This window comes from Thioclava sp. SK-1 (assembly GCF_001705665.1).
Classification (GTDB): domain Bacteria; phylum Pseudomonadota; class Alphaproteobacteria; order Rhodobacterales; family Rhodobacteraceae; genus Thioclava.
On the sequence record NZ_MDHA01000044.1, the window covers coordinates 33,933 to 47,075 of the forward strand.

Annotated in this window: 14 protein-coding genes; 3 read left to right on the top strand and 11 right to left on the bottom strand. The window is 57.8% G+C overall.

The window, feature by feature from the left end; translation table 11 throughout:
* Window positions 1-42 precede the first annotated feature (42 nt).
* The 7 genes from BFP70_RS10410 to BFP70_RS10440 all read right to left on the bottom strand — a co-directional run bounded on the left by BFP70_RS10410 (window position 43) and on the right by BFP70_RS10440 (window position 6,221).
* Window positions 43-1,008 (bottom strand): tripartite tricarboxylate transporter substrate binding protein, encoded by a 966-nt coding sequence (locus BFP70_RS10410; RefSeq protein ID WP_066011519.1) that lies wholly within the window; start codon window positions 1,006-1,008, stop codon window positions 43-45.
* Between the two features lie 44 nt (window positions 1,009-1,052).
* Window positions 1,053-2,513 carry an NAD(P)/FAD-dependent oxidoreductase gene (locus BFP70_RS10415; RefSeq protein ID WP_141693168.1) on the bottom strand — a complete coding sequence of 487 codons (1,461 nt, stop codon included), beginning with the start codon at window positions 2,511-2,513 and terminating at the stop codon, window positions 1,053-1,055.
* Between the two features lie 8 nt (window positions 2,514-2,521).
* A complete protein-coding gene (locus BFP70_RS10420; protein WP_176715547.1) occupies window positions 2,522-3,457 on the bottom strand; it encodes a LysR family transcriptional regulator in 936 nt (311 codons plus the stop codon).
* A 206-nt stretch (window positions 3,458-3,663) separates the two neighbouring features.
* A complete protein-coding gene (locus BFP70_RS10425) occupies window positions 3,664-4,794 on the bottom strand; it encodes a PLP-dependent cysteine synthase family protein (RefSeq protein ID WP_066011522.1) in 1,131 nt (376 codons plus the stop codon).
* Between the two features lies 1 nt (window position 4,795).
* Window positions 4,796-5,170: a Rid family detoxifying hydrolase gene (locus BFP70_RS10430; RefSeq protein ID WP_066011523.1), complete on the bottom strand. Its 375-nt coding sequence runs from the start codon at window positions 5,168-5,170 to the stop codon at window positions 4,796-4,798.
* Window positions 5,171-5,181: 11 nt separating this feature from the next.
* On the bottom strand, window positions 5,182-5,745 hold the full coding sequence (locus BFP70_RS10435) for a peroxidase-related enzyme (protein ID WP_066011524.1): 564 nt from the start codon (window positions 5,743-5,745) through the stop codon (window positions 5,182-5,184).
* Entirely contained in the window at window positions 5,742-6,221 is a 480-nt protein-coding gene (locus BFP70_RS10440) for a hypothetical protein (RefSeq protein ID WP_066011525.1), read from the bottom strand. Before BFP70_RS10440 ends, BFP70_RS10435 begins: the two co-directional genes overlap by 4 nt.
* 129 nt (window positions 6,222-6,350) lie before the next feature.
* Here BFP70_RS10440 and BFP70_RS10445 point away from each other — a divergent pair, with 129 nt between their 5' ends.
* Together BFP70_RS10445 and BFP70_RS10450 are read left to right on the top strand one after the other, a co-directional pair.
* Entirely contained in the window at window positions 6,351-7,235 is an 885-nt protein-coding gene (locus BFP70_RS10445) for a LysR family transcriptional regulator (protein ID WP_176715548.1), read from the top strand.
* A 150-nt stretch (window positions 7,236-7,385) separates the two neighbouring features.
* Window positions 7,386-7,790, top strand: a complete 405-nt coding sequence (locus BFP70_RS10450) for a cupin domain-containing protein (RefSeq protein WP_066011734.1) — start codon at window positions 7,386-7,388, stop codon at window positions 7,788-7,790.
* A 42-nt stretch (window positions 7,791-7,832) separates the two neighbouring features.
* Here the strand turns inward: BFP70_RS10450 and BFP70_RS10455 are convergent, their stop codons facing one another.
* Window positions 7,833-8,330: a lactoylglutathione lyase family protein gene (locus BFP70_RS10455; protein ID WP_141693174.1), complete on the bottom strand. Its 498-nt coding sequence runs from the start codon at window positions 8,328-8,330 to the stop codon at window positions 7,833-7,835.
* A gap of 99 nt (window positions 8,331-8,429) precedes the next feature.
* On the opposite strand from BFP70_RS10455, the gene BFP70_RS10460 reads away from it, so the two are divergent.
* Window positions 8,430-9,314 carry a LysR family transcriptional regulator gene (locus tag BFP70_RS10460; RefSeq protein WP_066011527.1) on the top strand — a complete coding sequence of 295 codons (885 nt, stop codon included), beginning with the start codon at window positions 8,430-8,432 and terminating at the stop codon, window positions 9,312-9,314.
* A 59-nt stretch (window positions 9,315-9,373) separates the two neighbouring features.
* Here BFP70_RS10460 and BFP70_RS10465 read toward each other — a convergent pair whose 3' ends face one another.
* The 3 genes from BFP70_RS10465 to denD are packed head-to-tail and all read right to left on the bottom strand — an operon-like array spanning window position 9,374 to window position 13,029.
* A complete protein-coding gene (locus BFP70_RS10465; RefSeq protein ID WP_066011528.1) occupies window positions 9,374-11,155 on the bottom strand; it encodes an IlvD/Edd family dehydratase in 1,782 nt (593 codons plus the stop codon).
* Entirely contained in the window at window positions 11,156-12,049 is an 894-nt protein-coding gene (locus BFP70_RS10470) for an NAD(P)-dependent oxidoreductase (protein WP_066011529.1), read from the bottom strand.
* Window positions 12,046-13,029 (bottom strand): D-erythronate dehydrogenase, encoded by a 984-nt coding sequence (gene denD, locus BFP70_RS10475; RefSeq protein WP_066011530.1) that lies wholly within the window; start codon window positions 13,027-13,029, stop codon window positions 12,046-12,048. Before denD ends, BFP70_RS10470 begins: the two co-directional genes overlap by 4 nt.
* Window positions 13,030-13,143: the final 114 nt, after the last annotated feature.

The following is a 13,143-nucleotide window of genomic DNA, read 5'->3' on the forward strand; positions in this document are numbered from 1 at the left end:
ACCACGGCACGACCGCCGTGATCCACAGGCCAGAATTGGGCCTTATTTGCTCCAGGGTGTGGCAGCCCATGCTGCATCAAGCGATGTGCTGACATTGCTAAGGAACGTGTCGTAATCGGCACCGCCGATATAATGCACTGGAACGCCTGCGGCCTCGGCTTTGGCGATATATTCTGGATCGTTGATCGCCTTTTCAACCGCTTCCGACAGTTTGGCCACGATCGCAGGATCCGTACCTTTTGGAACGGCCAGCCCGCGCGACGTGCCCGAAATCACATCCACACCCTGTTCACGGAATGTGGGTGTTTCGGGTGCCATGTCAGAGCGCTCCTCGCTCATGACGCCCAGCAAGCGCATCGAACCGTCTTCGACATATTCATCCGCCTCTGACAGGTTGAAGGCCGCAACCTGCACATGGCCACCCAACAAGGCTGTGCGCAGCGGCGCCGTGGCCCCGAAAGGCACATGATTATATTTCGCACCCGTCGCCGCTTCGACACCTAAAATGGCGATATGTTCAGACGATCCGACCGAACCCGATGTGCCGATGGGCAAGGCGCCGGGGTTTTCTAAGCCGTAGTCCACCAAATCTTGCAGCGTCTGAAATTCACTATCCGCGCGCACAACGATTACGCCGGGATCATATACCAGATTGGCAACCCCGGTGAAGCTGTCGGGGGAATAGGCCGTCTCACGCTCGTAAGAATAGCTATACATCGCAGGCAAGTTGATGAACCCCATGGTATAGCCATCCGGATCGCTGGCCGCCAAAAGCGAAAAGCCCACTTCGCCGCCCGCCCCGGGTTTGTTCAAGATCACCAGATCTTCGCCCAGATATTTCTCAATATAAGGTTCAATGGTGCGGGCGGCGACATCCGTGCCGCCGCCGGGATTAAAGGCAACGATCACGTCAACCGAATGCTCTGGATAGTTTTGCGCCGCAGCCGTGGTCGCCCCAAACGCCGCCAGGCCCAGGGCCGTCAGATACGAAATTGCATGGTGTTTCATTGGATCATATCCCTGTTTTGGAAAAATGGAGATCTGGATGCCGCCTATGCGGTCTGGTTTGACATCAAAGCAGCGCTTGCATCGTCCCATTCATCGCCCTGAAGCTCTGCCGTGTCATAGGCTTGAAGGCGTTCAAAATGGTATTCAACATCAGCAGCAAACAAGGCCGAGGCGATGCCGCGCATCAACCGATCTGCGCCAACCGATACGGCTGGAATATCGCCCGACACTTTGCCATGCGATAACATCGCCGCATCGTTAAAGCAGTGGATCCGCGCCAGCATCGGACATGTACCGGGCTGTTTGGGCAGGAATTCAAACGCATCCCCCAGATAGGGCGCATCAGTCATGAAGGGTACTGCGCGCCCCATCGTCCGATCATAGACCCCGTCATTCCATGTCTTGATCGCATCGCTGAAGGCTGCGAATTCCTCGCGCCCGGCAAAATCATTGCGAAAGCCAGTGGCGGCGATCACGAAATCCGCCTGAAACTGCGCAAGCGGGGTATGAACCGTCACATGATCGCCCTGCGCCACAACATCGGTAACCGCGCAGCCCATGAAAATGCGTGCATTTTTATGGCGGGTCACCCGCAGCGTGGACGGGCGCGGCGGCGGCACCTGCTGGCTGTTAACGTAATCGTTGAACCGGTATTTCCAGGCATCGGGCAAATGGCGCATCCCATGCACCACCCCCTGAGAGCTGATACCGGTCATTTTATTGACCCTCGGCATGTGTTTGCGCCGGATCAACATCTCCACCTTCGCCGCGCCAGCCTCTAGTGCTGTAGCGGCATTATCCATCGCGGATGCCCCCGCCCCGATCACGATCACTCGTTTTCCCTGCAGACGGTCAAAATCAATATCATCGGCGCTATGGGCCCAGAATTGGCGATCCACACCATTCAAGAAACCCGGCACAGCCCCGCCGCCAAGACCGGAGCGCCCGGTCGCCAACACCAGATGACGGCAATGTTCCACCCGCTCGCCGTTGGTATCGCGCAACCGCACCGCAATCAGCCCCGCACCTGCATCTTCAACCTTGGTCACACGAGTTTCATTGACGACATTTAGCGTCATGACCTGGCGATACCATTGCAGATAGCGCATCCAGTCGCCCTTGGGTGCCAATGTCAGCGCGTCAAACCCGGGCTCGCCCCATTGTGCCTCATACCACGCGCGAAACGTCAGGGCGGGCAGACCAAGGCACGGTCCCGCCAATGTCTTGGGCGAACGCAATGTCTCCATCCGTGCAAATGTCTCCCATGGCCCCTCATGGCCCTTGGGCGCAGCATCATACAGCACAACATTGTCAATGCCGGCCAATCGCAGCTTGGCCGCGCCAGCCAAACCGCACATGCCTGCACCGATAAAGATCACATCGCGCACCGGCTGCCCATTATGGGACCGCTGCGGCACCCATGATTTCGCGGGCAATTCCAACATTGTCATATCTTTTACAAGGCGGCGTTCAAGCTGCGCCAAACCATCATGATCGGGGGTCATACTTGCTCTCACTTCCCTGCATCCGGTGCTGCATCAATGCGGCGCAACGCAGGATCCAAATCAAACAACGCCGCTTCGCAAACGTCAAAAAAGGTCATGATGTCACGCGATGGCGCAGCCGTTTCCGCAAGAAAAAAACCAAAGGAAAATTCGATTTCCTCTGATAGTTTGCGTAAAATCACGCCGCGCGGCGTGGCACCATAGGCGGTGATCGGTTCCACAATAGAGGGCACGCCCAGAAACCGGGTGAATTGTAAGGCGGCGATGGTGGAGTTGGCCTTGATCACATGGGACGGCTCCAACCCTGCGGTCTGCAAACTATGCATGATCCGACCTTGCAACCGCGTCTGATCCAGCATCATCGCCACGCGATCGCGGGCTACATCCGCCAACGACACCGGCATACCCTCCGGAAAATCCTTTGCACGGCATTCCGGCAGGGCCACCACAAGCGGGCCGCAAAACTGACGCAGACAGCGCAGTCCCGGCACATCCAACGGTAAGGACGACAATCCAACCCGTGCCGCCCCGTTCAGCAAATCTTGCGCCACACCATTTGGCGCGGCCTGCATCAGGCGGATCTCTGTCGGGCGCTGGTCCAGCCCCCACCGCGCCAGTGCATGCGGCACCAACCCGGTGCCCAACGCAGTGGTGGCGGAAATTGTCAGCGGTTGCTTGGCCTGCGCCACACGCGCGCGCACCCGTTGCGGCATACCGTCAAACATCGCCAGCAACCGGCGCGCCTCCTCTTCAAAGGCCACGCCTTCCTGGGTCAGGGAAATGCGCCGACCCACACGCTCCACCAAGGCAAATCCAAGCGTGGCTTCCAAATCTTGCAAGCAGCGCGTCACAGAGGGCTGTGACCGACCAAGCGCTTCAGCGGCCTGCGTTACAGATCCGGTTTCTGCAACTTTGAGGAATGAGAGGAGATCTTTGCGAGTCATATACATACATTTATTGCATTGGTTCGATGGATCAATTCTTTATTTGCATAAATTGCGAAGGTAGCATGCCTTTTTTGAATTATGGCGTGCTAATGATGCAAATTTGCGCATACAGACACAGAAGGCTCAGCGGCACGGCCATCTACGCGCCTACAGGGTCCGCAACACTGCGAACCCCACCCCCAATAACCTGTAAGCTGTGCCGCTTAGCTGACCGACAAATCCAACGAGCCAGCATCCAAAAACCGCTCTAACGCGGTTGTCCACGGCGCCAGATCAAACCCCTGCGCGCCAAGCCAATCCTCGTTATAATATGTGTCCGTATAGCGCGCACCGCTGTCACAGATGATCGAGACCAAAGAGCCAGTTTGCCCTGCCTGGCGCATTTGCGATGCCACCCAGCACAAGCCCCAGAAATTGGTCCCTGTCGATCCGCCCACCCGGCGAAAAATCCGGTTTGACAACACATGCATCGCCGCCAAAGACGCCGCATCGGGAATTCGGATCATGTGATCAATCACATCTGGCAGGAATGAAGGCTCCACCCGTGGTCGGCCGATCCCCTCAATTCGCGATCCCTGCACACAGGTCGTCGTCAGATCGCCTGAGCAATAGCTGTCGTAAAACGCCGAATTCTCAACATCGACCACGCATAGCCGCGTGGCCAGATTGCGATACCGGATATAGCGCCCAATCGTAGCCGAGGTGCCGCCTGTTCCCGCGCTCATTACCACCCATTGTGGAACCGGATTTGCCTCCCATTCCATCTGGGCAAAGATGCTTTCCGCAATATTGTTATTGCCGCGCCAATCTGTGGCGCGCTCGGCATTGGTGAACTGATCCAGATAATGCCCGCCTGTTTGCACCGCAATGTGCTGGGCGGCTGCATAGACCTCAGCGGAGCTGTCAACAAAATGACATCGTCCGCCAAACCGTTCAATTTCATGAATTTTTTGCACCGACGTGCTGCGCGGCATGACCGCAATAAACGGTAGTTTCAACAGCCGTGCAAAATAGGCCTCTGACACGGCGGTCGATCCCGATGATGCCTCGACCAGCGTCGTGCCCTGCCCGATTTTGCCATTACAAATTCCATAAAGCACCAACGACCGCGCCAAACGATGTTTCAACGATCCGGTGGGATGGGTGCTTTCGTCCTTTAGATAAATATCAATCCCCTCCAAACCGGGGAAAACAGGTTTGATCAGATGTGTATCGGCCGACCGACGCGCATCCCCTGTCAAAAGCGCAATGGCGCGTCGCGCCCAATCGCGTTCTGCACAATCCGGTAATTCGGGCAAGGGGAAGCGGCATGATCTGGGGGTTACAGTGCCCATGTTAACACGCGATCACAGCTTCAACTTCCACCTGCGCCCCCTTAGGCAGCGCCGCCACCTGATAACAGGCGCGCGCAGGGAAAGGCGCAGTAAATACCGCCCCATAGGCCTCGTTGATCTGGGCGAACTGGCCAAGATCCGTGACCAATATCGTGGTTTTCACCGTGCTGGAAATATCCGTTCCTGCGGCGGCAGCAATCGCTGCGATATTGGTCATGCATTGGCGCATTTGCCCCACAGGCTCGTCACTGGCAAATGCGCCCGTTGCGGGGTCAATCGGCAATTGCCCGGATACGAACAATAAATTTCCAACGCGCATCGCTTGGGAATATGGGCCAATGGCTGCGGGGGCTGCTGTGGTCTCAATAGGGGTCATAGTAAGCTCTTTCAATGTGCCTGTCCAAGGGGGTGCATCAACCGGTTCGCCCAGCCGAAAATCGCGATAGAATGGATCAGATCGATGATCTCAACCGGGTCCATCCCGCAGGCTTTCAGCTGCTCCATATGGCTGCGATCGGCTTTGGGCGGTGTGGCGGTCAAGGCCTCGGCAAAGGTCATAATCGCCTGATCGCGCGCGCTTAAAACATCTACCCTTCCTGCATAAAGCGCTGATATCACAGCGGTCGAGGACGTCAGCTTGGCATGTTGGCGCGCATGCACATTTGCACAATATCGGCACCCATTGACCAAAGATGCACCCAAAGCGCCCAACTCACGATCCTCTCTGGGCAGGCCAGCTTCAGCATACATGATCGCGTTGAACAGCTTGGTGCGCGCCACATAGCTTTCGGGATCATGCGCCAAAAGACGCACATAGGGGGAAACCTTCTTGGCCGACGGCGTGACCTGCATCGCGGCCAGTTGCGCTGGCGTCGCCTGTGCCACTTCGACCGGTGCAAGATAGGGCGACCATGTCAGCGGTTTCAGCTTGATTTGGGGAATATCGCTCATGACAGATCCTCCAGCAAAGCCAGACCATGCGCCAAACGGATCTGAAAACAGACATAGGCGCAAAGTTCCGACAAGGCGACGATCTGTGCTGTGCTATAGCCCGCGTCTTGCAGCCGTTGCAAATGCGCAGAACTTGCCGCTTTGGGGTCATTTGCGATCATATCGACATGCCCGGCCAAAACATGCAAGGCCGGGTCGTCACAGGGCCGCCCATCCGAAAATGCCTGTAAATCTGCGTCATCTGGCGTCGCATAGGCATCACGCAGGGCGATATTGCCCCCGGTCAGCGCAATTCTGCGCGCCACGGCCGCACGCAGCTGTGCCGACAAGCCCAGATCAATATCGGGGTGCAGCACCGCTTGACGACACGCCGCCGCACCGGACACAAATTCGGGCCGATATTGACGATGGTGCCACACGGCACCTTGATGGGTCAGGCCGGCGGCTTGGTCAATCGCATCACGCGTTTGGGTCATAGGATCGCTTTGCTATCATGGTTTCTTGCATCGGGCAGCTATGCCAATTAAGCATAATGAAGACCGATTAATTCAATTAAAGATCATAGAGGCGACACTATGTCAAACAAGAATAATGGACGACCTGATATGCGTGGGATTGAGGCCTTCGTCGCCGTCATGGCCTCTGGGTCAATGACCGGCGCCGCCAAACATCTGGGCATCGGACAGCCTGCGATCACCCGCCTCATCCGTGATCTAGAGGCCGTGCTTGGCTTTGCCGTATTTGAACGCAATGGACCACGCATCACACCAACCCGAAATGGCGTGCAGTTCTTTGAGGACGCGCAGCGGCTGATGACCAATTACAAACAGGTCGCTGATCGCGCCGCCGCACTGCGCGACACGCGGATCCGATCGTTGACCATTGCCGCCACCCCAACGATGGCAGCAGGCCTGTTGCCGATAATATTGGCCGGGCTGAACATCGACCTTCCTGCCTGTGTTTCGGTCAACACGATGGGCGCAGAGCATCTGGCCCAAGCAGTGCAGTCGGGCGCGGTGGATTATGGAATATGCGCCCTGCCGCTGGCACATGCGGGGGTGGAGTGTCTGGTATCGCATCGCGCAGCTTTGGTGGCTGTGGTGCCACGCGACAGCGCGGTGACGCGCGTGACATATCAAATGTTTGCCCAAAGCCGCCTGCTGACTTTGGGCAATAGCTACCGCATCCGCCATAAGATTGACGCAGCCTTTGGCCGTGCAGGCATCACCCCGCAGAAAGAGCTAACAACCAATAGCTCGCTCAATGCTATTTTGGCGGCGCGGGCTGGGCTTGGTATTGCGATCGTTGATCCGGTCTCGGCCCTTGGGGTTGCCATTGAAGGCGTCAAAACCGTGCCCTTGCAAGAGGACATCCCCTATGAATTTGGCCTGTTTCATCGCGCCGGACAAGAGGTTTCCAGCACCACGACACAGTTGATTGAAGGGTTTGCGCAGGCCAGTCAGGCGCTTTTGCCCCCGGCCGGGTCCTGATTTGTCGCGCCCGGCGCGATAGGCCCAAACCAAAGCACAGGCCCGGGCGGACGTGGGCGCATCTTTAAGCGGGCTATCGCCGGGCGGCCCAACATGCAATTCTGGCGCGGTATGCCCCGAATTCACGGCGCAAACGGAAAGGGATTCATGATGAAAATCATCCGCAGTGGCACCGCCCCCTCGGCCGCAGGGCCTGCTGATTGGTTCACCGGCACCGTCCGTATTGACCCGCTGTTTCAGGCCGACGCCCCCGGACGCACCAGCGGCACCCATGTGACATTTGAACCCGGTGCGCGCACCGCATGGCATACCCACCCGGCAGGCCAGACGATCCTCATTACCTTTGGTCGCGGTCGGGTGCAGCGCGAAGGCGGCATCATAGAGGAGGTCTCACAAGGCGATGTTGTGGTCTTTCCGCCCTCAGAAAAGCACTGGCACGGCGCCTGCCCCACCACCGCCATGAGCCATATCGCCATCCAAGAAAGCATCGACGGTAGCGCCGTCACCTGGATGGAACAGGTCAGCGACCTAGACTATCTTGGCCCAGATCCCTGACCCGATTGATTGCCCGCAACGTGCCGCACCCGCACCTCGGCCTTAGCTATAGGCGCCGGCGGAGTAGGTTAGCTCATAGCTGTGGGAATACAGCTCAAACACAATGCCGAACGGGTCTTCGACATAGACCATACGATACGGTTTTTCGCCGGGGAAATATTCGCGCACCGGCATGCGCTGTTTGCCACCGGCTGCAAGGATGCGCGCCAGCAACCCTTCCAGATCGGGATCCTGGATGGCGAAATGGAACAGGCCAGTCTGCCGAAAGGGTAAATTATCATTAGGCGCATGATTTTTGGGGAATTCGAACAACTCAAACCCGATCCGGTCTGCGGTCGACAAATGTGCGATACGGAATTTGCCCCATCCCGGGCCAAAAACATCATCACACATGACACCGATATCGCTGTCATCCTGCGCGATTTCAGTCGGTTGCATAATGACGTAAAAGCCCATGACATCGCGGTAGAATTCAACCGCCTTGTCAAGGTCAGGCACAGAAAGCCCGATATGGGAGAATGTGCGCGGTGTGGTCATGATCATCTGTCTCCTTGTGATGTTGGCACGATATTTGGCGTGACTTTGCGCATTCATCAAATTATGATTTGACCGCATAATCATAACAAGCTGGAATAGATCATGCTCAACGCGACATGGTTGGACACATTTGTGACCCTGTGCGACATCGGGAATTTCACCCGTGCAGCCCATGTGTTGAACATGACCCAACCCGGCGTCAGCCAACATGTGAAGAAGCTGGAGGCGCAGTTGGGCCAGCCCCTGCTGTCGCGCGATGGCAAAAGCTTTACACTGACACCAACGGGTGCGGCGGTAGCAGAGATTGGTCGGCGCCGACGCCAAGAAGAGATAAATTTCCGCCAATCGCTGCAGTTCGATGATCCCACCAAGGGGGATGTCAGCGTCGCCTGCTCTGGCTCAATCGCATTGTTGCTATACCCCTGCTTTATGCAGGAAATGCAGACCGCACCTGATCTAAGCATTATGTTGACGGCCGCACCCGAAGCCCTGGTGATGCAGGGCGTTGTGGATGGCACCGTTGATTTGGGCGTGATCAGCCATCCGCCCAGCCATCCACGGCTGGAAGGTCTGCGTGCGGGACAAGACGAGCTGTGCCTGTTGCTGCCGCTAGGGCATCACACACCCACGGATCTGGCGGCGTTAAATCAGCTGGGGTTCATTGCCCATCCCGATGGCTACGCCCATGCAGATGAGCTGTTGGGCGCAAATTTCCCCAAGGAATATCGTGGGGCCGAGGCCCTGGTCAGGCGCAGCTTTGTCAATCAAATCGGACAGATCCCAGACCCTGTTGTCCGTGGTCTTGGCTATACGATATTGCCCAGAAGCGGCGTTGACACGTTTCATGACCGGGCACGACTGACCATCGCGCAACTGCCCAATCCTATCTGCCATGATCTGTGGCTGATCCAGCGCAAAAACCGTGTGATGGCGGCACGCGTTGAACATCTGCGCGCAAAAATCACCGCGCGGCTGACCGCATTGTGACCGCGTGCCACACCTTGGGTCGGCCCGGTGCTCCAAATCTGAGGCGCCGAGCCAATATGTCAGTGATTGTGCCGCGGCAATTTACGCGAGATACGCTGAAAATCATCCGCACCGCGAATGATTGCGCCCTCGTCCATCTGCGTCACCGTCTCACGGTAAAGCTTTTGCCAGGGTGTCGCAGAGGGCGGCACCGCAGGCAGGGCCTCGCCCTTGCGCCGGGCAATCTCTGCGGGCTCGACCACCATGTTACAATGGCCTTTGTTCAGATCAATACGGATGCGGTCCCCTGTGCGCAGCCATGCCAAACCGCCCCCGGCCGCGCTTTCGGGTGAGGCGTTCAAAATTGAGGGGCTGTCCGCGGTTCCTGATTGCCGCCCATCCCCGATTGTTGGCAAAGAGGTGATCCCGCGGCGCAACAACCGATCGGGCGGTTGCATGTTCACCACCTCGGCAGAGCCGGGCCAGCCCAACGGACCTGCGCCGCGAATGACCAGGATTGAACGTTCGTCGATATCCAAGGCGGGGTCATTGATCCGGTTGTGATAATCTTCTGAGCCTTCAAACACATAGGCCGTGCCTTCGAAAACCCCCTCGGCCCCCGGATCGGACAGGTAGCGGGCACGGAATTCCTCTGAGATCACGCTGGTTTTCATGATCGCGAAATCAAAAAGATTGCCCGACAGAACAAAGAACCCCGCGCGGTCCATCATCGGCGCGCCATAGGGAAAGATAACCTCCCGGTCCCGGCTTTCACGTCCGTTCAGCGTATCGGCCACGCGTTGGCCGCTGACCGTGGCGCAGGTGCCGTCCAGCTTTCCGGCCTGTAGCAATTCCCACATGATCGCAGGAACGCCGCCCGCCCGGTGGAACCGTTCGCCCAAATATCTGCCCGCAGGCTGCACATTGGCCAAAAGCGGTATGTCATACCCATATGTCTGCCAATCCTCTGCCGTGATATCGACCCCGGCATGTTTGGCCATGGCCACGATATGAGGCTGTGCATTGGTCGAGCCACCAATCGCTGCATTGACCCGGATCGCGTTTAAAAAGGCCGCGCGGGTCATGATATCGCAGGGTCGGATATCTTCTAACACCAGCTCCACCGCGCGTTTTCCCGTGCGATAGGCCATCTGTCCACGTTCGCGGTAGGCCGCCGGTATTGCTGCGCAACCGGGCAGCGACATGCCCAAAGCCTCGGCAATTGCATTCATCGTCGAGGCCGTGCCCATCGTATTGCAATGGCCGATTGACGGCGCGCTGTCCAATGCCGTTTCCAAGAATTCATCATGGGTGATTTCCCCAGCCGCATATTTGCGCCGTGACCGCCAGATCACCGTGCCAGAGCCGACAAGATCGCCCTCATGCCAGCCGTCGAGCATCGGCCCGCCTGATAGAACAATGGCTGGAATGTCGACCGTCGCCGCAGCCATCAGCGACGACGGGGTGGTTTTGTCGCAGCCTGTGGTCAGCACAACACCGTCAAACGGATAGCCATACAGCAGCTCTACCAGCCCAAGATAGGTCAAATTGCGGTCCAGCGCCGCCGTGGGCCGCTTGCAATTTTCAAACAGCGTATGGGTTGGGAATTCAATCGGAATGCCGCCTGCATCGCGGATCCCATCACGCACGCGTTTGGCCAGATCAAGATGATGCCGGTTGCACGGATTCAGGTCACTGCCCGATTGCGCGATCCCTATGATCGGCCTGCCAGAGCGCAGTTCTTCCGGTGTGGTGCCGTAATTCATAAATCGCTCAAGATACAGCGCGGTCATATCGGCATGATCGGGATTATCGAACCAATCTTGGGACCGCAAGCGGGGTTTGGGCGCGGTATCGGTCATTTATCTGTCCTGTGGGTTCGCGCGCGGTGCGGCGTTTAAGGTTTCGATATACAGCAACAGGCCGCTATGGTCGGCCTCGGCATGGCCCTGCGCCACAAAATCGGCGTATTCATCGCGGATTTGTTGCGACAGTGGCAGGGTCAGCCCCTTACCCTGCGCCATACCCATCACCGCATCCAGATCTTTGAGTTGCAGGCGTGAGGGACCGCCGGGTGTGAAATCGCGCGCCACCATCCTGGCGCCATGCAGGTCCAATATCCGGCTTTCGGCAAATCCACCGCGGATCGCATCGCGAAATTTCGCCCGATCCGCGCCGCCTGCCTGGACCAGCACCATCGCCTCGGCCAAGGCCCCGATGGTGATGGCAACGATCTGCTGATTGGCCAATTTGCAAATCTGGCCGGCACCCGCAGGGCCAACATGGGTCAACCGCCCCAACGCCGCCATGACAGGGGCAATATCTGAAATCGTCTGTGCGCCGCCCCCTGCCATCAGTGACAACGTGCCGTCGGTTGCACCGGCTACACCCCCTGAAACCGGGCAGTCACAATAAGCAATTTCCAACGCCGCCAATCGGGCATCGTGATCGCGCGCAATATCGGGCGCAATAGAAGAGCAATCGATCAAAACCGCGCCCTGCCCCATTGCCTGAGCCGTGTTTTGGGTGAAGATCACATCCTCTACTGCCGTGCCGTCTGACAACATCGTAAAAATATATTGCGCACCATGCACGGCCTGTGCCGGCGTTTGGGCCAGATGTGCCCCATCAGGCAGCAATGCCCGCGCCTTGGCCTCGTCGCGGTTCCAGACCTTAACATCATGGGACGCAGCCAACAGGCGACGCACCATTGGCGCGCCCATCAGGCCGGTTCCTAAAAAGGCGATCTGGCTCATTTGACACCTTCCAACTCATCCTCAATGTGGGCTTGAATGATGTGTTCAAAATTCGTCTCGGCACGAAACCCAAGCGATAACGCCCGTTTGGCCTCAAACCCTGGGGCCCAGCCTTTACACATCGCGGTGATCGCGGCGTCAGGTTCGCGGCGGATCAGCTGCACTGCAGCGTCACCGGCGATCCGGCGCAGCGCCTCAATTTGCTCTGCCACGGTGGCAGATACACCGGGCATGGACAGGTTGCGGCGCGGCCCGATCGCGCCCGTGTCCATGCTGGCCGCGTGGCGCATGAACCCAACCGCCGACCGGGGCGAGGCATGCCAATGGCGGATCGTGTCTGGCACCGGCAGCACCGCTTCCTGCCCCACCAGAGGTTCACGCAAAATTCCCGAGAAAAAGCCAGAGGCTGCCTTATTGGGCTTGCCCGGACGAATACACACGGTCGGTAGCCGGATCCCAACCCCATCAAAAATTCCGCGTCGTGTGTAATCGGCCAGCAACAGCTCACAAATCGCCTTTTGTGTGCCATAGCTGGTAAGTGGCGTCGTGTGAAACTCATCAGGAATAGGATAGGGCAAGGGCGCCCCCACCACGGCGATAGAAGAGGCAAATACCACGCGCGGCGTATATCCATTGCGATCATGTTCGTGGCGGATCGCATCAAACAAGGCGCGCGTGCCATCCAGATTGACGCGGTAGCCCTTGTCGAAATCGGCCTCTGCCTCGCCCGAGACAATCGCTGCCAGATGGAAAATCACCTCTGGGCGCTGCGCGATCAATGTCGCAGCTATTGTAGGGTCGGACAGATCCGCCTTTTGGCAACGAAGTGTGATCTGTGATGTGTCGGGCCGATCGGGGGGAATGACATCCACCAGATCCAGCGTTGTGATCTGCGCGCTGCCCAACTGCGGATTCTTCAGCAGATCTTGTGTCAGCTTGCGCCCCACCATTCCGGCGGCACCGATGATTAAACTGTGCATTTTGTCCTCCGCGACGTTTCGGACTGACCTCCCCGCCAGTCTGGTATTGTAATGTTGTCTGACAACATGATAGGAAACGCAAGAGAGGATTTACCCGATCTGGGCGGGTAAGCG

Bases quoted from the DNA above. Each gene is read 5' to 3' on its own strand.
- BFP70_RS10410 (WP_066011519.1), bottom strand. From the start codon at position 1,008: ATGAAACACCATGCAATTTCGTATCTGACGGCCCTGGGCCTGGCGGCG.
- BFP70_RS10415 (WP_141693168.1), bottom strand. From the start codon at position 2,513: ATGACCCCCGATCATGATGGTTTGGCGCAGCTTGAACGCCGCCTTGTA.
- BFP70_RS10420 (WP_176715547.1), bottom strand. From the start codon at position 3,457: ATGACTCGCAAAGATCTCCTCTCATTCCTCAAAGTTGCAGAAACCGGA.
- BFP70_RS10425 (WP_066011522.1), bottom strand. From the start codon at position 4,794: ATGGGCACTGTAACCCCCAGATCATGCCGCTTCCCCTTGCCCGAATTA.
- BFP70_RS10430 (WP_066011523.1), bottom strand. From the start codon at position 5,170: ATGACCCCTATTGAGACCACAGCAGCCCCCGCAGCCATTGGCCCATAT.
- BFP70_RS10435 (WP_066011524.1), bottom strand. From the start codon at position 5,745: ATGAGCGATATTCCCCAAATCAAGCTGAAACCGCTGACATGGTCGCCC.
- BFP70_RS10440 (WP_066011525.1), bottom strand. From the start codon at position 6,221: ATGACCCAAACGCGTGATGCGATTGACCAAGCCGCCGGCCTGACCCAT.
- BFP70_RS10445 (WP_176715548.1), top strand. From the start codon at position 6,351: ATGCGTGGGATTGAGGCCTTCGTCGCCGTCATGGCCTCTGGGTCAATG.
- BFP70_RS10450 (WP_066011734.1), top strand. From the start codon at position 7,386: ATGAAAATCATCCGCAGTGGCACCGCCCCCTCGGCCGCAGGGCCTGCT.
- BFP70_RS10460 (WP_066011527.1), top strand. From the start codon at position 8,430: ATGCTCAACGCGACATGGTTGGACACATTTGTGACCCTGTGCGACATC.
- BFP70_RS10465 (WP_066011528.1), bottom strand. From the start codon at position 11,155: ATGACCGATACCGCGCCCAAACCCCGCTTGCGGTCCCAAGATTGGTTC.
- BFP70_RS10470 (WP_066011529.1), bottom strand. From the start codon at position 12,049: ATGAGCCAGATCGCCTTTTTAGGAACCGGCCTGATGGGCGCGCCAATG.
- denD (WP_066011530.1), bottom strand. From the start codon at position 13,029: ATGCACAGTTTAATCATCGGTGCCGCCGGAATGGTGGGGCGCAAGCTG.